This window comes from Tessaracoccus lubricantis, from assembly GCF_039544535.1.
Classification (GTDB): Bacteria; Actinomycetota; Actinomycetes; order Propionibacteriales; family Propionibacteriaceae; genus Arachnia; species Arachnia lubricantis.
In genome coordinates, this window is the sequence record NZ_BAABLV010000044.1 from 16,874 (window position 1) to 39,681 (window position 22,808).

The 22,808-nt window shown below is 69.7% G+C and carries 14 protein-coding genes; 3 read left to right on the top strand and 11 right to left on the bottom strand.

Features of this window, described 5'->3' with window-relative positions:
* Window positions 1-93: 93 nt before the first annotated feature.
* From ABEA30_RS14885 to pstC, 4 genes are read right to left on the bottom strand one after another with little or no spacing between them, the layout of a single operon-like run.
* Window positions 94-2,826 carry a type 2 periplasmic-binding domain-containing protein gene (locus tag ABEA30_RS14885; RefSeq protein ID WP_345584239.1) on the bottom strand — a complete coding sequence of 911 codons (2,733 nt, stop codon included), beginning with the start codon at window positions 2,824-2,826 and terminating at the stop codon, window positions 94-96.
* Complete coding sequence (pstS, locus tag ABEA30_RS14890; protein WP_345584241.1) at window positions 2,813-4,582, bottom strand: phosphate ABC transporter substrate-binding protein PstS; 1,770 nt, start codon at window positions 4,580-4,582, stop codon at window positions 2,813-2,815. The genes ABEA30_RS14885 and pstS overlap by 14 nt, the downstream gene beginning before the upstream one ends.
* Entirely contained in the window at window positions 4,579-5,832 is a 1,254-nt protein-coding gene (pstA, locus tag ABEA30_RS14895; protein WP_345584243.1) for a phosphate ABC transporter permease PstA, read from the bottom strand. Before pstA ends, pstS begins: the two co-directional genes overlap by 4 nt.
* Window positions 5,825-6,901, bottom strand: coding sequence for a phosphate ABC transporter permease subunit PstC (gene pstC, locus ABEA30_RS14900; RefSeq protein ID WP_345584245.1), 1,077 nt, complete (start codon window positions 6,899-6,901; stop codon window positions 5,825-5,827). The genes pstA and pstC overlap by 8 nt, the downstream gene beginning before the upstream one ends.
* Before the next feature lie 184 nt (window positions 6,902-7,085).
* On the opposite strand from pstC, the gene ABEA30_RS14905 reads away from it, so the two are divergent.
* Window positions 7,086-7,571: a hypothetical protein gene (locus ABEA30_RS14905; protein ID WP_345584247.1), complete on the top strand. Its 486-nt coding sequence runs from the start codon at window positions 7,086-7,088 to the stop codon at window positions 7,569-7,571.
* A 125-nt stretch (window positions 7,572-7,696) separates the two neighbouring features.
* Here the strand turns inward: ABEA30_RS14905 and ABEA30_RS14910 are convergent, their stop codons facing one another.
* From ABEA30_RS14910 to ABEA30_RS14920, 3 genes are all read right to left on the bottom strand, one after another.
* A complete protein-coding gene (locus ABEA30_RS14910; protein WP_345584249.1) occupies window positions 7,697-8,818 on the bottom strand; it encodes an RNA polymerase sigma factor in 1,122 nt (373 codons plus the stop codon).
* A 208-nt stretch (window positions 8,819-9,026) separates the two neighbouring features.
* Window positions 9,027-11,738, bottom strand: a complete 2,712-nt coding sequence (locus ABEA30_RS14915; RefSeq protein ID WP_386085110.1) for an FAD-binding and (Fe-S)-binding domain-containing protein — start codon at window positions 11,736-11,738, stop codon at window positions 9,027-9,029.
* Between the two features lie 145 nt (window positions 11,739-11,883).
* Window positions 11,884-12,339, bottom strand: coding sequence for a MarR family winged helix-turn-helix transcriptional regulator (locus tag ABEA30_RS14920; RefSeq protein ID WP_345584253.1), 456 nt, complete (start codon window positions 12,337-12,339; stop codon window positions 11,884-11,886).
* Window positions 12,340-12,447: 108 nt separating this feature from the next.
* Here ABEA30_RS14920 and ABEA30_RS14925 point away from each other — a divergent pair, with 108 nt between their 5' ends.
* Window positions 12,448-14,283: an AMP-dependent synthetase/ligase gene (locus ABEA30_RS14925; RefSeq protein ID WP_345584255.1), complete on the top strand. Its 1,836-nt coding sequence runs from the start codon at window positions 12,448-12,450 to the stop codon at window positions 14,281-14,283.
* A 40-nt stretch (window positions 14,284-14,323) separates the two neighbouring features.
* Window positions 14,324-15,145 (top strand): acyl-CoA thioesterase, encoded by an 822-nt coding sequence (locus ABEA30_RS14930; protein ID WP_345584257.1) that lies wholly within the window; start codon window positions 14,324-14,326, stop codon window positions 15,143-15,145.
* A gap of 226 nt (window positions 15,146-15,371) precedes the next feature.
* On the opposite strand, the gene ABEA30_RS14935 is transcribed toward ABEA30_RS14930, so the two are convergent.
* The 4 genes from ABEA30_RS14935 to gndA form a co-directional block, all read right to left on the bottom strand.
* Window positions 15,372-15,668 carry a GIY-YIG nuclease family protein gene (locus ABEA30_RS14935; protein WP_345584259.1) on the bottom strand — a complete coding sequence of 99 codons (297 nt, stop codon included), beginning with the start codon at window positions 15,666-15,668 and terminating at the stop codon, window positions 15,372-15,374.
* Window positions 15,669-15,833: 165 nt separating this feature from the next.
* Window positions 15,834-16,667 carry a DNA-formamidopyrimidine glycosylase family protein gene (locus ABEA30_RS14940; RefSeq protein WP_345584261.1) on the bottom strand — a complete coding sequence of 278 codons (834 nt, stop codon included), beginning with the start codon at window positions 16,665-16,667 and terminating at the stop codon, window positions 15,834-15,836.
* Window positions 16,660-21,225, bottom strand: coding sequence for a DEAD/DEAH box helicase (locus ABEA30_RS14945; protein ID WP_345584263.1), 4,566 nt, complete (start codon window positions 21,223-21,225; stop codon window positions 16,660-16,662). The genes ABEA30_RS14940 and ABEA30_RS14945 overlap by 8 nt, the downstream gene beginning before the upstream one ends.
* Window positions 21,225-22,667 (bottom strand): NADP-dependent phosphogluconate dehydrogenase, encoded by a 1,443-nt coding sequence (gene gndA, locus ABEA30_RS14950; RefSeq protein WP_345584265.1) that lies wholly within the window; start codon window positions 22,665-22,667, stop codon window positions 21,225-21,227. Before gndA ends, ABEA30_RS14945 begins: the two co-directional genes overlap by 1 nt.
* Between the last annotated feature and the right edge of the window lie 141 nt (window positions 22,668-22,808).

A 22,808-nucleotide genomic window follows, 5' to 3' on the forward strand; every position in this document is an offset into this window, starting at 1 on the left:
GATGAAGACGGACGGCCGCGAATGCGACGGTCCCGTCAGGCCGGGAGCATGCAGCGCTCCCGGCCTGAAGCTTTCTGGGGGTGATCCGCCGCGTCACGGCTGCCGCCGGATACGCGAGATCACCGGGATGCCCAGCGCCGCTGCCAAGCCCACCAAGCCTGTGGCGGGGACGACGGCGCTGATGGGGCCCAAGGGCGGGTCGGTAGGAGTCTCGGCCCCCACGAGTGCTCCCGCCGGAGCACCGTTGGGCTTCGGGTCCGTACCGCCAGTGACGGGCGGCACGCTGGCCCCGTCCACTGGTGAGCCGGCCGGGGTGCTGGGGGCAGCGAGCGGCGGCTGCGGATACACCGGCGCATTCGCGCCGGGGGTATTCGGGGCCGGCGTTCCGGGCGCCGTGGTGGGCGCCGCGCTTGGGGAGGCCGTGACACTTGGTGTGACGGTGCCGATGGGCGACGGACTGCCACCAGGCGCGGTGGTGGCCGAGGAGGACGGCTTCGGTGATGCGCTGGGCGTGGGCGAAGGCTTCGGCTGCGGCCACCCACCGGCGTCGATGGCTTCTGCCGCCGCGAGGGCCTGCTTCCGCCAGGCGTCCGGCAGGGGGGCGTAGCCGGGGGGGAGCTGTCCGTCACTGGTTCCGGGCTGCTGACCGTCCGCCACCGCATAGGTGATGAGGTCCGCGTACGCGCCGCGCAGCTCAGCGTCCTTCTGCTGTGGATTGAGCGCTGCGTACACCGGCAACGTCAACGGGTAGGCGGTCTTGGCGGCCTTCGCCTTGTTCGACGACGGGTCGAACCACAGCACCTGAGGGTGTCCGGACACGGGTTCCATGGCGCCCGCAGCAGCGCTCAGAGCACTGGGGGTGGGTGCCACGAACTGTCCCGCGGGGTTGCGGAGCAGTGCCGTCGTGGTCTGGTACTGCTGGGCCGCAGGCGTGGAGCTCAACCCGATGACGTGCTGGTTGCCGGGCAACTGGCGCAGCGAGCTGGAGAATCTCGGGGGCCGGGCGAGCCTGTCCCAGTCACCCAGGATCATACCGTCACCGCGCAGCACCCGCCGCGCGCCGTCGGCGAAGCTGCTGGAGTACGGCCGCCACGTCACGAGGTTGACGGCGCCGGTGCCGTTGATGGGCTCGGTGGTGGTGTTGTCGGGGCGCTCGATCGGGTCTGCCTTCGGGAAGGAATCGGTGGGCAGTTCCAGCGGTACACCGCTGGGGTTGATGGCCGGGTTGGTGGAGTACCAGGGATTCACCTTCATGCCCCAGGGGTCCGGCTGCCCGTCAAGCCACGCCTTCGCCTCCGGGTCGGCGAGGATGTACTCCCAGACCTGGCGGGCGAGGTCGGAGCGCCCCAGCGGCATCAAGGCGTCGGCCACCGACATGTCGGTGATGGCCTGGGCCGCCCACTCCGGATCGTTGATCTCGAGGAAGTCAGGGTCGTAGACGATGGTCCACGGGTTGCCCTGGACGTGCTCGACCTCTGCCCGCGTGGGGACCGCGTAGAGGTAGGAGGCGGTCAGGAGCTTCGCCAGGAGGCGCGGCGTCAGGCGCATCTCGGGCAGGGGCAGTCCCCGCCGCACCTTGTACTGTTCCGGCGCGGTCTGCGGGTTCGGTGCTGCGTCAACCACGTACGAGACGCTGATGCCACCGAGCGCAACGGGTGCATAGGCCAGCGGGTCACGGTCCCAACCGAGGTTGTCGATGTCGAGGGGACGCGACGCGAGCGCCAATGCGCTTGGCTCCAGGCCGGCTGCGGACAACAGGGCGTCGGGCTCGGGCACCTGCGCCAATGTGAACGGCGCCCCACCCTCCTGCTGGCAGACCACGGGCTGCCATGACGCGATCGCGGATGCCGCGAGTTCGCTGCCCGCCAACTGCTTCTCGATGGCGCCCAGCTCGCAGCGTGAGCCCAGCGGCTTGAAGTCCAGCTTGACGGCCAGGTGGTGCTCCCAGGCGTCCCACCACAGCCCTGAGGTCTGCGAACTGATGTCTGGGGCTCCGTTGTCGGAGAGGCCTCGAGGAATGACGACCAGCCAGCACGAACTGCCGGTGACGGTGGCGTTCGCGGTGATGGGATTGCCGCACCCAAGGCCTGGCGACTCGGCAGCCGTCTGGATCTCGAACGGGATGGACCCGGTGCCGTCTGGCCCGAAGGGCGCCCAACTGATCTCATTGGTCGACGTGGCGTTGTAGTACCGATTCGTGGCGAGATTGACCCACTCCTTCTCCGGCTTCATCTTCATCGTGCCGTCAGCGCCCGGCGTGAGGTTGCTCAGCACCTTGTCTGCCGGCGCCTCGGCCTCGTCGACGATTCCGTCGGCGTTCCAGGCGACGAAGGGCATCGCCGTCCAGTCGGCCCACTGGCCGGCTGCCGTGAACCGTTCGTCCTGGGGCCGCACAGAGTCTGCCTCACGGCCCCCGTCCCTGCGAGCGCCGTACATGTTCGTGCCGCCGTACTGGCACGTACGGCGGTCGGGGTGACCCGGGTTGTCCGGGTCCTCGCCCCAGCACTGTGCCACCTGGAGGAAGTTCTCGCCGCCCACCGAACCCTGTGGGCGCGACGACAGCGCACCGCCCTTGTACGTGATCCGGATGCCCTGGCCCACCAGGTCGCTCGTCTGGGAGACGGTGACCTCGAGATCCGGGAAGGGGGCGTCGTCGGGGCTCAGTGCGTAGTCCTTGTTGGTGACCGTGACGGCCGACGAGGCGGCCGCCTCGTCCGCCCGGGCCTGGCCAGGGGAGGCCAGCGGCACCGTGGCCACGCCGACGGCGAGCAGCGCGAGTGCGGCGGCCACGCGGCGCTTCGCGGAGGTCCTGCTAGAGGCCTGCACCGGAACCACCCTTCAGCCTCGAACCCACCAGCGGCGGCACCACGACGGCGCCGATGAGGAGCACGACGGCGGCGATCATCAACCACTGCTCGGTGCCCATCCCACGCTCAGGGAGCGTGAAGGGGCTGGCCTGGGCACGCATGACGGTGCCGTTGCTGCCGGGTACGGCGCCGTCGACCCCGGCGGCGGCGTCGAAGATGACGTTGCCCTCCTCGTCGTAGACGGGGATGAGGCCTGCGTCGACGGCGCCGGGATCACCGGGCACACCTGGCGCGTCGGGGTTGGCCCCGTTCGAGCTCGGCTGGTTCGTGCCGGGCTGGTTGGTGCCGGGCTGGTTCGTCCCGGGTTGGTTGGTGCCGGGCTGGTTGGTGCCCGGTTGGTTGGTGCCGGGCTGGTTGGTGCCCGGTTGGTTGGTGCCGGGCTGGTTGGTGCCCGGCTGACTGGTGCCGGGCTGGTTGGTCCCCGGCTGGTTCGTGCCGGGGTTCTGTGCCTCGGGCTTCACCGGCGTGTCCGCGGGGGCCCCGGCCGTGCCGGTGGTGCACTGCGTCGGGCCCTGCTTGTCACAGGGCTGCGGCTGCGGCGCGATGGCGGCCAACTGGTTCTTGCTGGGCGAATCGCCGGGCTTGAACGTGGGGTTGTTGCAGCCGTTGAAGTCGACGCCGGTGTTGCCTGCGCCAGGGATGCGCTTGATCTGGTCCGAGCCGGCCATCACCAGGTTCATCGGCAGAGGCGAATACCCCAACGTGTCCGCCTGCTGCTGCCCCTCGCACAACACGTAGCGCAGGAACGCGCCCAGCGTGTTGCCCTTGTTCTCGTCGAAGATGTCGCGGCCGGCCTTGATCTCGGTGGGCACGATGGCGTACGAGTAGCTCGACAGGGGGTAGGTGCGGGGGTCGGTGTCGTTGTAGACGCCGTCGAGGTTCTGCGTGAGGTCGGAGTTGATGCCGGCCTTCGTCAGCGCCACCGCCACGGAGAACGCCGTCGGCTCAGCGTAGTAGCCGGCCTTGTTGAGCAGCTTCGCCACCGGGAAGCCAGCCTTCTTCGCGTACGAGTACTCCACGTAGGTGATGGCGCCCTCGCCGTAGTTCTGGGCCACATAACCCGAGACGCCGTCCGAGCCCTTCTGCGCCTTCGCATTGCCGAACATGGGGTACTGCGAGGTCATGCCCTTGGTCCACAGGCTCGGGAACTGCTTCGACATCCACAGCGTGAACTGCGCACTGGTGCCGGAGCCGTCCGAGCGGATCACGGGCACGACGGCACGGTCGGGCATGACGAGGCCCGGGTTGTCGGCGACGATGGCGGGGTCGTTCCACTTCGTGATGGCGCCGGTGAAGATCTTGGTCACCGTCTCGCCGGACAGGCGCAGGTTCGTCACCCGCTTGCCGTTGATCTTCAGGTTGTACATGAAGCTGGTACCGCCGGCCACGATCGGCAGGTAGGCGAACCCGACGGGCGAGATTTCGGGGGCGGAGTTGTCCTCGGGCTTGGCCTGGAACGGGATCTCGGAGATGGCGAAGTCGACGGAGCCCTCGATGAAGTCGCGGCGGCCTGAGGTGGAGCCCACTCCGGAGTAGTTGACCGTCATGGAGTAGTTGCGCGACACGTTGGCGCGCCACTGGTCCAGCGCGTTCTGCGACCACGTGGAACCGGTGCCCGTGATCGGGTAGAACGTGTTGGCCCGGGCGGTTCCGGTCGGTGCCGTCATGACGACCATGAGGATGGCCAGGGCGAGGAACACGGCGCGTCGCGTCATGAGGACTCCTTGTGGCGGGCGGGGGAGAGGGTGAGGTTGGCCGGCTCGATCACGGTGATCTGGGCCTGGCGGGCGGCGAACCGCTGGACGTCGCGCTTCGACGCGGCGCGCACCGCTCGCTGCTGACGGCCGGTGAGCTCGCCCGGGCCGCGGCCGCCGAGCGCGCGGGCGGCGACGAACAGGACGAGGACGAGCAACATCAGGACCGCCGCGGTGCCGAAGCCGCGTGCGATCATCGACGGTTCGGGCGAACGGACGAAGTCGAACACCTGGAGGGGCAGCGAGATCATGGGGCCGCTGAGCGGGTTGGCGTTGAGCGCGGCGGTGATGCCCGACGTGAGCAGCACGGGGCTGGTCTCACCGATGCCGCGGGCGGTGCCGAGGATGACGGAGGTCACCAGGCCCGACTTCGCCGTCGGCAGCACCACGTAGCGCACCGTGTTCCAGCGCGACGTGCCCAGCGCGTAGGAGGCCTCGCGCAGGTTCTGCGGCACGAGGCGCAACACCACGTCCGCCGAGCGGATGACCACCGGCAGCATCATCACCATGATCGCGATCGAGGCGGCGATGCCGTTGCGCTCCTGCGTGACCAGCTGGATGACGGCCGCGTAGACGAACAGGCCCGCCACGATCGACGGCAGCGCGGTCATGGCGTCGGAGATCGTGCGCACGAAGCGAGCGAAGCGGCCACCCACCTCGTTGAGGAAGATGGCGGTGCCCACGCCCAGCGGGATGGTGATGGCCAGCGCGAGGGAGATCTGGATGAGCGTGCCGACGATGGCGTGCAGGATGCCGCCTTGGTCCAGCGGGTCCACGGGGCCGGTGTACTTCATCGTCTCGACGAAGAACGACGGGTGCTGCAGGGCGTCGAGCCCGCGGAGGAGGGTATAGCCGACGATGAACAGCAACGAGCTGAACACCAGGAAGCCGGCGCTGCCGAACAGCACGGTCATCACCCGGTCCGCCACGTCGAGGCGGTTGTTGTCGAGCGAGACCAGCACCGCGTAGATGCCCAGGAAGCACAGGAACGCCACCACGACCCAGCCGATGTAGCCGGAGAACGGCGCGAACCAGCCGAACAGCAGCGTGGCAAGCGAGACGGCGGCCGCGCCCGCGCCGATGAGGTCGTAGCGCTCCCGGAACGTGGCGCCCCGTACCTCGCGGCGCGGGCCGTCGTTGCCGGCCACCGGGGTGGGCAGGGTGGTGCGCGGCCGGGTGGCGGTGGCCTGGCGGAACAGGGTGTCAGACATCGGACTCGGCCCCCGACCGCGAGCGGGCCACGATGGACGAGGCCGTGAAGTTGATCAGCAGGGTGAGGAGGAACAGCACCAACCCGGCCGCCATGAGCGCCGACAGGTCGAACTCCGTGGCCTCGCCGTACCGCAGCGCGATCAGCGCGGAGACGGAGTTGGTGCCGGTCTTCAGCACCTGCCAGTTGATGGTGAAGATGGGGCTGATGATCATGTAGACCGCGATGGTCTCGCCCAGCGCGCGGCCGAGGCCCAGCATGACGCCGCCGATGACACCGCCCTTGCCGAACGGCAGGACCACGGCCTGGATCATGCCCCATCGGGTGGACCCCAGCGCGTAGGCACCCTCCCGCTCGCCGACGGGGGCGCGGGAGAAGCTCTCGCGCATGATGGCCGTCATGGTGGGCACCACCATGAGGCCCACCACGATGCCGGCCAGGAAGGCGGACGACGTGAACGCGCTGGCGTCGGTGAACGGCTCACCCTCGGCGTCGGTCACGGCGAACACCGGGATCCAGCTGAAGTACGTGGAGATCCACTCCGACACCGGGATGATCTCGGCCTGGAGGAAGTACACGCCCCAGAGCCCGAAGATGATGCTCGGCACGGCGGCCATGAGGTCCACCAGCGTGATGAGGAACTGCCGCAGCTGCCCCGTGACGACCTCGGAGAGCAGCAGCGAGGTGCCCAGCGAGATCGGCACGCTCACGACCAGCGCGATGAGGGCGATGGTGACCGTGCCGAACAGGATGGCGGCAACGCCGAACGTGCCCGCCTGGGGCTGCCAGTCCGTCTCGGTCAGGAAGCTGAAACCCGCCTTCCCGAGGGCGTCGCCCGCGCGGGCGGAGAGGAACAGCCCCACGGCCAGCATGATGGCCACGGTGATGCCGCCCGCGGTGTACGCCGAGGCCCGGAACACCCGGTCGACGGTGGACTCGCGCCCTGCCAGCGCACGCCGGCTGCGTCGCTCCTGCTCAGGAGCCGGTGGGGTCTCGAGGGTTCGCCGGGGGGAGGAGGTGCGTGCCTCCTCAACCCTTGGCAGCAGGCGTGTCTGCCCGGCATCGGTCACCCCGAACCCCCTCTTCACAGTCCCCCAGTGACGACGGACTCATACTTCTCCAGTGGGACGGCGGGTACCAACCTGATCGGTAAACGGCCCAGCAACCCAAGGTGAACAATTGGTGACCCGGCAAACTCCGGGACGATTTGGGTAGCCAAAAGGTGAACGGGAGGCCCCTTGTAGTGTTGAAAGCATGCCCTCGCCGACAGCCGTGCCGCGATACCCGCTGGGCGAATACGCCTATCAGGGGCTGTGGTGGGGCGCGGTGCTGCTGCCCCTAGCGCTGGCCACGCTGCGGCTCGCGACGGCGCCGGCAGACATGACGTTCGCACTCTTGGCCACCATCGGGTTGCCGGCCATCATCGCAGGACAACTGATCGCCTGGATGCTCGCGTGGAGCTACCGGCGCAGGCAGTGGCGGCACTGGCTGGGGCCGGTGGGGGCCGCAGTGTCGTTCTGCTACTACGGCGCCTGGCTGGTGCTCGCGCTGGCGCTGCCGGAGTCGCGACCGGGGGACGTGTACCCGTCGCTGGTGATGAGGGCGCTGGGGCAGGGTTTCGCCGACGGCTTGTCGAGCCTCCTGTTCGTCACGATTCCGCTGCTCTACCTCTCGTTGCTGGGCTCGATCATCGTCGAGGGCGAGCTGGCGGTGCACAGGTGGAACAGGATCGCCGGCTGAGCCCGGACATGCGAGACCCCCCAGGCGACCCATGCGGCTGCAGGTTTGTCTGGGGGGTTTCGACCGGGGTGGCGCTCGTTCCTCGCGCCAGCCCGGCTCAACCAACGTGGAGCTCGTTCGTCGCGTCAGCCGGGCTCAACCAACGTCTCGACCGCCTGGGGGATGGCGGCGGGGACCTGGCACTGCTCCATGTCCGGGTCGTCCGGGCCCGGCGCACAGTTGTGGTCCGTGCCCTCGAAGGCGCTGGTCATCAGCAGCACGCGTTCGCCGGCCTGTACCACCGCGATGTCGGTGAAGACCCCCATGTCCTGCTTCTCGGTGAGCAGGACACTGCCGCTGTGGAAGGTCATCCGCGCAGGGGAGGCGTCGACGGTGGAGTCGTCGAACGGCACCTGACCCGTGAGGTCCTGCATCCGCAGGTCGGACGCCGGCCCGAAGCTGGGGTTCGGCTCAGGGCAGGTGGCGGCGGCCTCGGTGATGAGGTCGTAGCCGTCAGACGCGGCCTCTGGCGACTCGTAGCCGAAGACCACGGCAGTGATGAACGACGGCCAGTCGCCCTGCGTGCCGTACTCGCGGGTCAACACCGTGACCGGGCTGCCGTACTCGCTGGGGAGGCACAGCACCGGGGCGTCCGGGCTGAGGCCCTCGTACTCCGCCTTGACCTCGCCGGGCGAGTAGTCGGGGAACAGCATCTCGGCGGTGGGCAGGTTCACGTACGACGGCGGGGCCACCGTCGGATCCGTCGGCGGCACCACGGGGGTGCCCGAGGTCACGGTCTCGGTCGGCTGCAGACGCGCGAGCGTGGCGCGACCTCGGGCAAGACGGGCCTTCACGGTCCCGGTGGGGGAGCCGACCTCGTCGGCGACCTGCGTGACGCTCATGTCGCACAGGTGGTACAGCACTATGGCGCGGCGCTGATCGGCTGGCAGCTGATCAAGTGCCTTGTTGATGGCGATGCGGTCAGGGCTCGGCTCGTAGGTGCGTTCCGGCTCGACGGCGCGGTCTGGCTGGCGGAACCCCCGGCGCGCCTTGCGCCAGCGACTCACCGCCAACCGGTAGGCGGTCGTGCGGATCCAGGCCTCGGGGTTCTGTTCCCAGTCAAGTTTTCGTCGATGGTCCCAGGCGCGGATGAACGCCTCCTGGACGCAGTCCTGCGCCTCGGTCAGATTGCCGCACATTGCGTAGATCTGGCCGACGAGTTTCTGGAACGAGCCGGTGTACAACCGGTCGAACTGGGCCTCGTCCATGGGCGCCTCCTCTCAGCGTGTCTTGCTGTGAATACGCACCGGCGCTGCAAACGGTTGCATCAATTCTGCAGGTCGTCGGAGCCCTTCGTCGTCAGGGCGCTCGTTCCTCGCACTGGTGACGCTCAGGGACCAGCAGGATGTCTGAAGGCTTGGGGCCCTTCGTCGTCAGGGCGCTCGTTCCTCGCACCCGTGACGCTCAGGGACCGGCTCAGTGGGTGGCGAGGAGTTCGGCCAGCGACATCGACGAGCGACCCGCGAGCGAGCTCAGCTGCGTCTGGCAGGAGAAGCCGTCGGCCAGCACGATGGCGTCGGGGTGCGCCTCGACGGCGGGGCCGAGGTCGTGCTCGAACACCTTGACGCTGACCTCATGGTGGCCGATCTCGACGCCGAAGTTGCCGGCGAGGCCACAGCAGCCGCCCACCTGCACGAGGTCGGCGCCAGTGGCCAGGAGGATGGCATGGTCCTTCGCCCAACCGATCACGGAGGCATGGTGGCAGTGCGGCTGCGCGACGATCGTGTGGCCCGACAGGTCAGGCGCGACGAAGTCGGGGTCGGCGGTGAGGAACTCCGCGAGCGTCAGGACCGTGCCGTTGAGCGCGGCGACGTTCTCGTCATGGGGCAGCAACTCCGGGGCGTCGCTGCGCCACACGGCGGTGCACGAGGGCTCCACCCCGACGATCGGGACGCCGTCGCGGACGTAGCGGGCCAGCACCGCGGCGGCGTTCGTCAGCTGCCTGCGGGCGCCGTCGAGCTGGCCGGTCGAGATCCAGGTGAGCCCGCAGCAGGCGGTCTCGTCGAGGACCTCGGGCTCGTAACCCAGCCGCACCAGCACCTGCACCATCGCGGCGAAGGAGGTGGATTCGAAGCAGTCGGAGAACGAGTCGACCCAGATCAGGACGCGGCCCTTGGAAGCCTGCGATGCAGCCGCTCGTGCGCTGCGGGCGCCGAGGACGCGGCGGCGGGCCGTCTTCGAGGCGAAGCGGGGGATCTGCCGTCGACCGTCGACGCCGGCAGCGAACTTCAGCAGGTGCCCCAGGCCGGGAGTGGCGCCCACGAGGTTGACGAGCCGGCCCAGGCCGGGCACGGACGTGATCAGGCGACCCCACCGCGGCAGCCACCCCAGGGCGTAGTGGTTGCGGGGACGCAGGCGGCCCTTGTACGTCTCGTGGGTGACGCGCGCCTTGTAGGCGGCCATGTCGATGCCGGTGGGGCAGTCGCGGGCGCAGCCCTTGCAGCTGAGGCACAGGTCGAGCGCCGCGTGCACCTCGGGTGAGCGCCATCCGCCGCTGATCAGGGACCCGTTGACCATCTCCTGCAACGCGCGGGCCCGGCCCCGCGTCGAATCCTTCTCGTTGCGGGTGGCCTGGTAGCTGGGGCACATGACGCCACCGGAGGCCGTCGAGTTCGCCAGACACTTGCCCACGCCGGAACACTGGTGCACGGCCTCGACGAACTCGGCGTCGCTGAGCGACAGCGGGGAGCGGCTCGCCGCCACCATGCGCAGGTCGGCCTCCACGGGCGCCGGGTCGACGAGCACGCCGGGGTTGAGGAGGTTCTCGGGGTCGAAGATGCGCTTGACCTGCGTGAACAGCTCGAGGGCCGCGGGGGAGTACATGTGGTGCAGCAGCGCCGAGCGGGCCCGGCCGTCGCCGTGCTCACCCGACATCGAGCCGCCGAACGATGCCACCAGCTGCGCGGCCTCCTCGACGAAGGCCTTGTACTGCTGCGCTCCGTCCGGCGCGGTCAGCGGGAAGTCGATGCGGCAGTGCACGCAGCCGTCGCCGAAATGCCCGTAGGGCAGGCCCTGGAGGCCGTACTTCGCGAGCAGCGCGTCGAACGCGCGCAGGTAGTTGCCCAGGTTGTGCGGCGGGACGGCCGCGTCCTCCCAGCCGCCGTAGGCGGGGTTGGCCAGGCTGACGCCGGCCAGGCCTGCGCCGTCGGCGCGGATCTTCCAGAGGCTGTTGGCGCGGGCGGGGTCCTCGACCACCCATCCCTCCGTCGCTGCCGACCCGGCGACGACGGCGTGGGCGCGCTCGAGGACCTCCTGCGGGTCGTCGCCCACGATCTCCAGGAACATCCAGCCGTCGCCGGCCGGCAGCTCCCCGACCGATTCGGGGCCGTTCTTGGCGATGACCACGTCGACGATGCGGCGGTCGAGGCCCTCGCAGGCGGTGGGCCTGAAGCGCAGCAGGTTGGAGATGTCGTCGCCGGCGTCGGGCATCGTCGGGTAGCCCAGCGCCACCATGACGCTGAACGGCGCATCGGTCACGAGGCGGACGGTGGCACGCACGATGACGCCGAGGGTGCCCTCGGTGCCGGCGAAGAACTTGGGCAGGTCGAACTTCTTCTCCGGCAGGAGGTGTTCGAGCGAGTAGCCCGACACCTGGCGGATGAAGGTGCCGAACTCCGTGCGGATCGTGCCCAGATTGGCGGCGACGAGCGAGCGCAGCTCGGGCACGTCGTCGACGCCGAGGGTGAGGAGCTCGCCCTTGCCGTTGATGATGTCGAGCGCCACGACGTTGTCGGCCATGCGGCCGTAGCCCAGCGCGCGGGGGCCGCAGGCGTTGTTGCCGATCATGCCGCCCACGGTGCAGCGGCTCGACGTCGACGGGTCAGGCCCGAGGCGCAGCCCGTGCGGGCGGGCGGCCAGCTGGAGCTGGTCCTGCACCACCCCCGGGTCGATGACGGCCAGCCCGGCCTCGACGTCGATCTCGTGGATGGTGTTGAGGTGCTTGGCGACGTCGATGACCAGCCCTGGCCCGACGGCGTTGCCGGCGCACGACGTGCCGGCGCCGCGGGCGGTGATCGGGGTGCCGGTGGCGAGCGCGGCCCGCACGACGGCGATCAGCTCATCGGGCGTGCGCGGGTAGGCGACTGCGAGGGGCTCGACGCGGTACAGCGACGCGTCGGAGGAGTACATCGCACGGGTGAGCGTGCTCGTGTCGACGATGCTCGCCAGGCTGCCCAGCTCCTCGAGGAGGCGGGCGTGGGGGGCGGCGGTGTCGACAGTCACCCCCCTAGTTTCCTGCGTCCCCGCCGGATTGTCGAAAGGTGTCCAAGCGGTGTCAGTCGACGACGGCGAGCGCGGCCTGCATGGCGCGCCCCAGCGCGAGGTAGTCGTCGGGGTCGATGGCGTCGACGAAGACCCGGCGCACGGAGTCGACATGGTGCGGAGCCGCCCGCTTGAGGAGGTCGTAGCCCTCCTCGGTCATGGTGGCCTGCACGCCGCGGCCGTCGGAGTCGCACGAGTTGCGCGAGACCAGGCCCATCTTCTCCATGCGCTTGACGGTGTGCGTCAGGCGGGAGCGGGAGTGGCCGACGGAGGAGGCGAGTTCGCCCATCCGGACGGTGTGGTTGGGCGACTCGCTGAGTCGCACCAATACCTCGTACTCGGGCAGCGAGAGGTTAAACTGCCTCAGCGCCTCGTCGAGGTATTCGTTGATGTGCGTGTTGGCCAGGAGGTAGCTCCGCCAGACACGTTGCTGGCTCTCGGTCAGCCAGCCTGCTACTGGTTCAGACATGTATCAAGACTACCACATTGGTTGAGGATTCAAGTACTTGGTGTCCTATATGCCTAGCCGACGCCGCGCAGTCACGTTAACCTTGCGTGATACGTGGAAAGGGACCCAATGGGAGTTCGTGAAGAGATCATGGCGGGGGCGGCCGACTCTGTCGGCCACATGCTGCGACGTCGGGTGGCCGAGACGCCGGACAAGGTGGCGTTCATGTACCCCGACGGCGCCTCGGAGGGCCCCAACACCTGGAGCAGCCTCAGCTGGCGGCAGTCGAACGAGATCATCGAGAAGTTGGCCGCCGGCCTCCTCGCGCGCGGCCTGAAGTACGAGGACCGCGTCGCGATCTGTTCGAGCACCCGGGTCGAGTGGATCTTCCTCGACCTCGCCATCGCGCTGGCCGCAGGCGCCACCACCACGGTCTACCCCAACACCGCCTCCGGCGACGTGCACTACATCGTCGGCGACTCCGGCTCGGTCGTGTTCGTGGCCGAGAACGCGACGCAGCTGGCCAAGGTGCTCGACGACGCGGAGTTCGACGACCAGCTGCACACCATCGTCGTCATCGACGGCACCGGAGTGACGTTCGACGAGCGGATCATCTCCTACGACAAGCTGATGGAGCTGGGCGAGGCGCACCTGCGCGAGCACCCCAGCGCGCTCGACGACTCCGTCGCGTCCACCAACCACGACACCCTCTCCACCCTCATCTACACCTCGGGCACCACCGGCCGCCCCAAGGGCGTGCGGCTCAACCACCTGTCGTGGGCCTACGAGGGGTCGGGTACGAAGTACCTCAACATCATCGGCCCCGACGAGCTGCAGTTCCTGTGGCTGCCGCTCAGCCACGTCTTCGGCAAGGCGCTGATCGCCGCCCAACTCGACTACGGCTTCGCGTCCGCCGTCGACGGGCGCATCGACAAGATCGTCCAGGGCCTCGGCGAGGTGCACCCCACCTTCATGTGTGGCGCGCCGCGCATCTTCGAGAAGGTCCGCGCCGCCGTCATGACGGGCAACACGGGCCTCAAGGGCAAGATCGCGCGCTGGGCGTTCTCCGTCGGCTACCGGTCGATCGACGACCGCCTGGCGGGTCGGTCCCTGTCGGGAGCGTTGGCCCTGCAGTACAAGCTCGCCGACAAGCTGGTGTTCTCGAAGCTGAAGGAACGCCTCGGCGGCAAGATGAAGTTCATGATCTCGGGTTCGGCGAAGCTCAGCCCGCAGATCCAGAAGTGGTTCTACGGCGCGGGCATCCTCATCGTCGAGGGCTACGGCGCCACCGAGACCAGCGCCATCGCGTCGGTGGACCTGCCGCGCGACCCGCACTTCGGCACCGTCGGCCCCATCCTGCCCGGCATCGAGACCAAGCTGGCCGACGACGGCGAGCTGCTGCTGCGCGGCCCCATCATCACGCCCGGCTACCACAACCTGCCGGAGCAGACGGCGGAGGCGATCGACGACGACGGCTGGTACCACACCGGCGACATCGCCGAGATCGCGCCCACCGGCCACATCCGGATCACCGACCGCAAGAAGGACCTGTTCAAGACCTCCGGGGGCAAGTTCGTCGCGCCGCAGAAGGTGGAGGGCGCCATCCAGGCGAACATCCCCTACGTGTCGCAGTCGATCGCGGTGGGCGAGGGCAGGAAGTACGTGTCGGCGTTGGTCGTGCTCGACCCCGCGCTCCTGCAGACCTGGGCAGAGAAGCGTGACCTGGGGCACCTCAGCTACGCCGAGCTGTCGCAGCGCCCGGAGATCCACGCGTCGATCGAGAAGTGGATGGCGCGGGTCAACGAGCGGCTCGAGAAGTGGGAGACGGTGAAGAAGTTCGCCATCCTCGACCATGAGCTGACCGTCGAGAACGCCGGCGTCACGGCCAACATGAAGGTGCGCCGGGGCGCGGTCACCGACAAGTACGCCGACGTCGTCGACACCCTCTACCCGCGGGAGGACTGACCCCTTGTTCCGCTGGGAGTGCCCCCTGCGTTGGTCGGACATGGACGCGCAGGGGCACGTGAACAACGCGGTGATGGTGGACTACCTGCAGGAGGCCCGAGTCGTCTTCCTGCGCGACGGCGCCGCGTCGCCCCTGCTCGACGAGGGCATCGTCGTGGTCGCCCACCAGGTGGAGTACCGCAGCCCGATCCATTACGACGGCCCCGCGGTGGTCGTCGAGTTGGGCATCTCGAAGCTGGGTGCCTCGCGGGTGGAGATCGCCTACGAGGTGAAGCAGGGCGATGACGTGGCCATGCGGGCGCGCACCATGCTGTGTGCGTTCAGCTTCGACGAGCAGAAGCCCATCAAGCTCAAGCCCGAGTACCGGGCGTTCTTCGAGGCCCACCGCATCGAGGTTCAGGCGCTGCGCGAGCTGAAGTCGCCGTCGTTGGAGGGCCGCGGCACGCCCGTGGCGCTGCCGGTGCGCTGGACGGATCTGGACAGCTACGGTCACGTCAACAACGCGAAGGTCTACGACTACCTGCAACAGGCGCGCATCACCGCCACCACGCAGTGGGACCCGACGATGGCGCGGGCGGGTTCGAAGGGCTCGCGGCACATGTGGCTCATCGCACGGCAGGACGTCGACTACCTGGCGCAGCTTGAGCACCGGTTTGAGCCGTACGAGGTGCGCGTGGCCCCGGTGCACCTGGGCTCGTCGTCGATCGTCCTGGCCTCCGAGATCGTCGACCCGGCCACGGGCACGGTGCACAACCGGGCCCGGACCATCCTGGTGATCGCCGACATGGACCATCGGAAGACGGAGCTGCCGGAGTCGCTGCGTGAGTCGCTCCGGGAGCACCTCGTCGCTCCCGCTGGTTGAGCCGCGAGTCGCTGGTTGAGCCGCGAGCGCTGCGAGTTCACGCTGGTTGAGCCGCGAGCTCTGCGAGTTCACGCTGGTTGAGCCGCGAGCTCTGCGAATTCACGCTGGTTGAGCCGCGAGCTCTGCGAATTCACGCTGGTTGAGCCGCGAGCTCTGCGAGCGTGTCGAAACCCGGTGAGCTGACCGACAACCCGAATGAAGGCCCCCGGCCGGAACGCCGCTGAGGTCACCCGTCCTGAGACGGGCGATACCCGCGTTTCGACAGCCGGGGGAGGTCTGACACTCGCCCCTCGATGAGTGCCAGCCGTTTGGCGCGGCTCCAACCCTGCACCCGCTTCTCGAGAACATAGGCTTCCTCGATGGAGTCCATCTCCTCCATCCAACGGAGCTTCACGGGTCGCCTCCTCGCGGTGTACTTGGCTCCCTTCCCGTCGTTGTGCTGTGAGAGGCGGGCATCGATGTCGAACGTCGAGCCCACGTAGAACGATCCGTCGCTGCATTCCAGGATGTACACGAATGGCATGGGTCGAGCTTCCATGCTGCAGTGGGTCACACGGTAGGGCTGTGGACAACGACGGTGGTGGTCGGGGTGGTCGTGGACGCTTGGGGGTTTCGACACGCTCGCAGGGCTCGCGGCTCAACCAGCGTTGCGGCTCCACCAGCGTTGGGGCTCCACCAGCGTTGCGGCTCAACCGGCGGTGGGCTGGCAGGTGGGGCACCACCAGATGACGCGCTGCTGGTCCGCATCTGCGTCGGCGACGGACCTGCCGCCGCCCAGTTCCGAGGCCTCGATCAGCGTGCCGCATCGGCGACACGGGCGGTGCCTGCGCCCGAACACGAACGTGTTCTCTCCTCGCCGGTGGATCCCGGTGAATGTCCGGACGGGGTTCGTGAGGTTCCCGCGCATCAGTTTCGCGGCCAGGTCGACGACGGCGGGGACGTCGCACAGGGCCACCGATGTCGTCGGGTGGAGGCCCTGCAGGAAGCAGACTTCGACGCGGTACTCGTTGCCGAGGCCTGCCAGGTTGCGTTGGTCCAGCAGCGCCTCGCCGATGGTCCGCTCGGGGCGCGACGACACCCGGCGGACCGCCTCGTCGCGCCCCGTGGGCTCCCAGCGGCCGGGGGAGTGCCAGTCGTCGGCGAGCACGTCAGGGCCGAGGTGGGCGGTGCGTCGGTCGTACTCCCTGGCGGGCCAGAGCTCGACGACGCCGAGCCAATGCCCCACCAGCTCGACCCCGCCGTCGAGCCGGATCACCAGGCGGGCGGTATGGGCGGGCGCCGACCATTTCGCCCCGACCGCATGGATGCGCCAGGTGCCGTCCATGCGGAGGTGCGTGTGCAGGATGCGGTCCGCGCACTGCCAGTAGAGGTGCTTGCCGTAGGGCCAGATGCGGTCGATCGTGGTGCCCACCAAGGTCTGAGTCGCGAGCGCGGGCACGCGGAAGTCGCTGTGCTCGATCGTCCGCCCGACGAGGGGCTGGAGCCGCTGCGACAGTTGCCAGACGGTGTCGCCCTCAGGCACGGGGCGCCTCCACCGTGATGCCCTTCGGCGTGAGCCGTGCACCGGCGGCCAGCAGCGTGGCCTCGAGGCCCGACGAACCCACCCGTTCGCCGTCGACCTCTTCGATGCGGAGCCTGCCCATCCGGCCCTCGCCCACGGCGCGCACGAGGGCGTGGATGACGAGGGTGGCGTGGCGTTCGCGGTGCTCGGAGCCGCCGAAGAGGGTGAGGATGCGGCCCCCGCGGGTGAGGTGGGCGAGGCAGACGCCGTCTGCCAGCACGACGAGGGCGCCGGCCGCGCGCGAAGGGTGGGCCGTCGGGTGCGCGGGCCAGGGCAGGATCGAGCCGTACGGGTTGGCCGGGTCGAGGGCGGCCAGGACCGGGAGGCTGCGGGGCCCCTCGACCGCCGGTCCTTCAGCAACGGCCGGGCCGCGGTTCTCGTGCGAGCGAAGCTGCTCGATGAGGTCCGGCGTGCTGAACTGCGCGCCGCCCAGGCCTTCCACGAGGTAACCGCGCAGCATCTTGCCGGCTTCCTCCAGCTTGGACAGCAACCGATAGGCGGCGGCGAAACCGCCGGGCGTGCCGTCAGCCGTCACCCCACCACGCGTGATCACGCCGAAGCGCTCGAGCCACGAGGACGCCAACGCCAGGGCCGCTTCAGCTGGGGTGGGCTGGGTGTCCCGAACCCGGTACCACCGGCCCGAGACCTGCGGTGGGGTGAGCGATCCCTGCCCACTCAACAGCGCGCGAGACGGGCGGGGGAGGCGGGCACGCCGTCTGGGGGAGGGGCGGCTGGCCTTGTGCGCTCCCCGGGCGGCGCCGCCGATACGGGCCCGCACGGGAGCCATCGACGCCGGGGCGATCGCGCCCTCCTCCGCCGCGTGCCAGAGCGCGTCCGCGAGTTCCACAGCGGACTCAGAGGCGTGGATCGACGCGAACGTACCGTCACCCTCCGCGAGCCGGGCGGCCACGGCGAGCGCCTCCTCCGAGGGCGGCTGATCCGGTGGCCCGAGCAGGTCGAGGTCGTCCGCCGGGACCAACGCCACCAGCGGGTCGTTCGGCCCCGCGGAGCCACGCAGACGAACCACCACCTCGCCCTCGGCGAGCAGCGCGTCGAGGTGCGCTGCCTGGTAACCCGCCAGACGGGCTGGCAGCACGTGGGTTTCCCAGGCGCTGGCGGGGAGCGCCGCTCCGGCGAGCCGTTGCAGGGCGAGCAGCACCTCGTCGGGGCTGGACACGGGCCTGTCGTCGACGTGGTGTGATGCCGCCAGGAAGCGCGCGAAGCCCTCCTGAGAGACGGGCTGCAGCTCCGATCGCGCCTTGTAGAGCGAGCGGCTACGTAGCCGGCGGAGCACCTCCGGGTCCACGAATTGGGGCTCTGTGGCGGTGAACCGCCCGGCCACCAGGCGCTTTGCCACCCGCTCCCGCTCCACCACCAACCCGACGGTGGCCACCCCCAGGCCGAACGCGTCGGCCACCTCCTGCGCACTGAAAGGACCGTGGGTACGCGCGTAGCGGGCGATGAGCTGGGTCAGCGGGTCGCGGCCCTCCACCTGAGGCGCGGCGTGCCCGGCGGGTACCGGGATCCCGAGTGCGTCGCGCAGCAGGGCCAGATCCGAGACCGCCACCAGGTGCGGGCGCCCTGCCAGATTGAGCACCACCACCTCGTTGAGCCGCTCCGCCACGGTGGCGACGGAGGCGGCCCACCACTCAGGCGACACCTTCCCCTCGAGCTCGACGATGGGAACCGGCCCCAGTTCCCGCGGCAGCGCGGCCACCGCGTCGTCGTGGCCCGCCCGTCGGTTCGACGCGGTGCGCTGCAGCTCGGCGACCACCTCGGCCACGACTTCCGGGTCGAGCACCTCGCGCAGGTCCAGCGTTCCGAGCGCGGCGGCGAGGAGTTCCGGGTCCATGGCGAGCAGCGCGGCGCGGCGCTCCGCGAGCGGCGCGTCGCCGTCGTAGATGAACGCGCCCGGGTAGCGGAACAGGAGCGTGGCCGCGAACGGGCTGGGTTGATCGGTGACCACCTCCACGAGCCGCACCGCGCCGGAGCGCAGCCCGCGCATGAGCTCGACGAGGCCGGGCAGGTCGTAGGCGTCCTGCGTGACCTCGCGCACCGTCTCGATGATGATGGGGAACCTCGGGTGGTGCCTGGCCACCTCCAGGAGTTGGGCCGAGCGCTGCCGCTGCTGCCAGAGCGGCGCGCGCCGGCCCGGGTTGGGCCGGGGGAGGAGCAGCGCCCGGGCGGCGCACTCGCGGAAGCGGGCTGCGAACAGGGCCGTGCCGCCCACCTGCTCGACGACGATGCGGCCCACGTCGTCGGGGTCCGTCAGGAGGAGTTCGGGGAGGCGCTCGACCAGATCCGAATCAGGCAGACGCAGCACGATGCCGTCGTCGCCGGCCACGGGCACCACGTCGATGCTGACCTCCCGCGACAGCGCGTCCGCGATGATCAGCGACCATGCCCCCAGCACCCGTCGGCCGAGCGGCGAGTGGACCACCACGCGCCAGTCGCCCAACTCGTCGCGGAACCGCTCCAGCACGACGGTGTGCTCGTCCGGCACCGACCCCGTCGCCGTGCGCTGCTCAGCCAGGTAGCGCTCCAGGTTGCGGCGGGTGTTCCTGTCCAGGAAGGGGCGGTCCAGCCGTTCCGGATTGCGCGAGGCCTCCCGCTGGAGGCGGCCGATGTTCCTGCCCAGCTCCGCGGGCCGCCCCTCGTCCTCGCCGCGCCAGAACGGCAACCGGCCGGTGTTCCCCGGGGCCGGCGTGACGAGCACCCGGTCGCGCGTGATCTCCTCCACGCGCCAGGACGACGCGCCCAGCGTGAAGACGTCGCCCACCCGTGATTCGTGGACCATCTCCTCGTCGAGTTCACCCACCCGCCGGGCACCCGCCTCCTCACCGGCGAGGAACACGCCGAACATCCCCCTGTCCGGGATGGTGCCGCCCGAGGTGGCGGCCACCCGCAGCGCGCCCGGCCTGGGGTAGAGCCGGTTGTCCTCGCCCATTGCCAACCTGGCGCGCAGGTTGCCGAAGTCGGCTGAGGGGTAGGCGCCCGTGAGCAGTTCCACGACGGAATCCAGCAGGGACCGGTCCAGATCCGAGTAGGGCCGCGAGCGCGTGACGGCGGCGAACCACCCGTCGACGTCCAGCCCCTCGTCGCCCTCTGCGGCCGTTGCGGCGACCGTCTGCTGGGCCAGCACGTCCAGCGGGTGCTGCGGGATGTGGAGCTCCTCGATGTCGCCGGCCAGCATCCGCTCCGTCGTGACGACGGCCGAGGCGAGGTCGCCCCTGTGCAACGGGAAGACCTGGCCCACGGACGTGGCTCCCACCACGTGCCCTGCGCGCCCGATGCGCTGCAGGGCGCTGGCCACCGACGGGGGAGAGGCTACCTGGAGGACCCGGTCCACCGCCCCCATGTCGATGCCGAGTTCGAGCGAACTGGTGGCCACGACGCACTTGAGTTCGCCTGATTTCAGGGCGCCCTCGATCTCGGCGCGCTGCTCCTTGCTGACCGAGCCGTGGTGGGCGCGGGCGATGACCAGCGGCGCGCCCGGGACCGTGTCCACGGGAGCCATCACCTGGGCGGGTGGGCGCGCAGGGATGGGCGGGAGCGTGTCGGGGTCGTTCTCCTCGGCCCACATCTCGTTGAGCCGGCCGGTGATGCGCTCGGCCGAGCGGCGGCCGTTGGTGAAGATCAGGGTGGAGCGGCCCTGTATGACGGCGTCGTAAAGTTCCCGCTCCACATGCGGCCAGATCGAGCCGTTCGTGGCCGGGCCGCCGCGTAGCAGGTCCAACAGGTCTCCTGCGGTGCCGTCGCCTGCGGCGGGATCCGGGATGTCGGTGAGGTCCTCCACCGCGGTGCGCACGGTCACGTCCCACGACTTGTGGGCTGGCGGGGCCACCACCGTGACGGCCCTGTCGCCGCCGAGGAACGAGGCGACCTGCTCGATGGGGCGCACGGTGGCCGACAACGCCACGCGTTGGACGTCGCGTCCCACCAGCATGTCCAGCCGTTCGAGGGACAGGGCCAGGTGGGAGCCGCGCTTCGTGCCCGCCACGGCGTGGATCTCGTCCACGATCACGGTCTCGACGGACGTCAGCGTGCGCCGGGCCGAACTCGTCAGCATCAGGTACAGCGACTCGGGCGTGGTGATCAGGATGTCGGGCGGCCGCCGGATGAGCGCGGCGCGCTCCCGCTGCGGGGTGTCGCCGGAGCGCACGCCCACCGATACCTCGCTCCACGGGACGCCGAGGCGCTCAGCTGCCAACCGGGTGCCGGTGAGTGGCGCGCGCAGGTTGCGTTCGATGTCGACGCCCAGCGCCTTGAGCGGCGAGACGTACACCACGCTGGTCCCGGCAGTCGGGAGCCTCTCGGGCCGCGTCGCCAGGCCGTCGATGGCAGAGAGGAAGGCCGACAGCGTCTTGCCCGAGCCGGTAGGCGCGACGACGAGCGCATGCTCGCCCCGCGCGATCGCCGTCCAGGCCTCGGCCTGGACGGCGGTGGGGGCCGAAAACACGCTGGCGAACCACTCGCGCGTGGGTGCGGAGAAGTTCGCCAGCGGGTCAGGTGCGTTCATCAGCCAGCGGTGTCCGCGGGCTCCTCGGTGCCGTCGGTGCTCCAGTTGATGTGGAAGGCGCCCTCGGCATCGATGCGACGGTAGGTGTGGGCACCGAAGTAGTCGCGCAGGCCCTGGGTGAGAGCCGCGTTGAGACGGGGTGCGCGCGCCTGGTCGTAGTGCGCCAGGGCTGCCGCGAAGCCGGGAACGGGGACGCCGGCCTTGACGGCCACCGACACCACCTCGCGCCACGCGTCCTGCGAGCCGGCCAGGCCCTCAGCCACGGAGGGCGCCTCGAGCAGCGTGGCGAGCTTCCTGTCCGCGTACTCCGAGCGGATGCGCTCGAGCAGCTTCGCCCGGATGATGCAGCCGGCGCGCCAGATCTTGGCCACCTCGCCGACGTTGATGTCCCAGCCGTATTCGGCCCCGGCCATGCGGATCTCGTCGAGACCCTGCGCGTAGGCGACCACCTTGGAGGCCCACAGCGCCTGACGGATCTGCTCGACGAACGCCTCGCGATCCGCCACCTGGATCTTCGCGTCGGGACCCTGCAACGCGGCCCGCGCCGCCTGGCGCAGTTCGGGCGCCGACGAGATCGCGCGGGCGAAGACGGACTCGGCAATGGTGTTGACCGGGGTGCCCAGGTTGAGGGCCGACTGCACCGTCCAGGTGCCGGTGCCCTTCATGCCGGCGGCGTCGACGATCACCTCGACGAGGGGGCGGCCGGTGCGGGGATCCTTCTTGCGCAGAACCTCTGCGGTGATCTCGATGAGGTAGGAGTCCAGGTCGCCGGTGTTCCAGGTGGCGAACACGTCCGCCATCTCGTCGTGCGAGAACCCCACGGCCTTCAGGAGTTCGTACGCCTCGCCGATGAACTGCATGTCGGCGTACTCGATGCCGTTGTGCACCATCTTCACGAAGTGGCCCGCGCCATCCGGCCCGATGTAGGTGCAGCAGGGTTCGCCGTCGACCTTGGCGGAGATGGATTCGAGGATGGGCCCGAGCGCTTCGTAGGACTCCGGGGAGCCGCCGGGCATGATCGAGGGCCCTTCCAGCGCGCCCACCTCGCCACCGGAGATGCCGGCGCCGACGAAGTGGAGGCCGAGGTCACGCAGCTTGAGCTCACGCCTGCGGGTGTCCTCGAAGTGTGCGTTGCCGCCGTCGACGACGATGTCGCCCTCGTCGAGCAGCGGGACCAGCAGGTCGATGGTGGAATCCGTGGGGGCGCCGGCCTTGATCATCAGGATCATGCGGCGGGGGCGCTCGATCGAGGCGACGAAATCTGCCAGCTCGACGGCGGGGACGAAGTCACCCTCATGGCCGTGTTCGGCCACCAGTTCGTTGGTCTTGTTGGGGGTGCGGTTCCACACGGCCACACGATGGCCGTTGCGTGCCAGGTTCCGGGCCAGGTTCGAGCCCATCACCGCCATTCCGATGACGCCGACGGCTGCCAGATTGCTCATGGAAGTTCTCCTCACGTTCGTTCCCCTCGAGCCTAGTGGGGCGGGGCGAATAGGAGGAGCCCGGGAGCTGGCGCAGCGCCAAAGAACTCCAGATAATTCTTGACGTCAAGATGTCTTTGTGTCACTCTGCGGCCGCTCACG

Coding starts and splice junctions, on each gene's coding strand:
- pstS (WP_345584241.1), bottom strand. CDS start 4,582: ATGACGCGACGCGCCGTGTTCCTCGCCCTGGCCATCCTCATGGTCGTC.
- pstA (WP_345584243.1), bottom strand. CDS start 5,832: ATGTCTGACACCCTGTTCCGCCAGGCCACCGCCACCCGGCCGCGCACC.
- ABEA30_RS14905 (WP_345584247.1), top strand. CDS start 7,086: ATGCCCTCGCCGACAGCCGTGCCGCGATACCCGCTGGGCGAATACGCC.
- ABEA30_RS14910 (WP_345584249.1), bottom strand. CDS start 8,818: ATGGACGAGGCCCAGTTCGACCGGTTGTACACCGGCTCGTTCCAGAAA.
- ABEA30_RS14915 (WP_386085110.1), bottom strand. CDS start 11,738: ATGTACTCCTCCGACGCGTCGCTGTACCGCGTCGAGCCCCTCGCAGTC.
- ABEA30_RS14920 (WP_345584253.1), bottom strand. CDS start 12,339: ATGTCTGAACCAGTAGCAGGCTGGCTGACCGAGAGCCAGCAACGTGTC.
- ABEA30_RS14925 (WP_345584255.1), top strand. CDS start 12,448: ATGGGAGTTCGTGAAGAGATCATGGCGGGGGCGGCCGACTCTGTCGGC.
- ABEA30_RS14930 (WP_345584257.1), top strand. CDS start 14,324: ATGGACGCGCAGGGGCACGTGAACAACGCGGTGATGGTGGACTACCTG.
- ABEA30_RS14935 (WP_345584259.1), bottom strand. CDS start 15,668: ATGCCATTCGTGTACATCCTGGAATGCAGCGACGGATCGTTCTACGTG.
- ABEA30_RS14945 (WP_345584263.1), bottom strand. CDS start 21,225: ATGAACGCACCTGACCCGCTGGCGAACTTCTCCGCACCCACGCGCGAG.
- gndA (WP_345584265.1), bottom strand. CDS start 22,667: ATGAGCAATCTGGCAGCCGTCGGCGTCATCGGAATGGCGGTGATGGGC.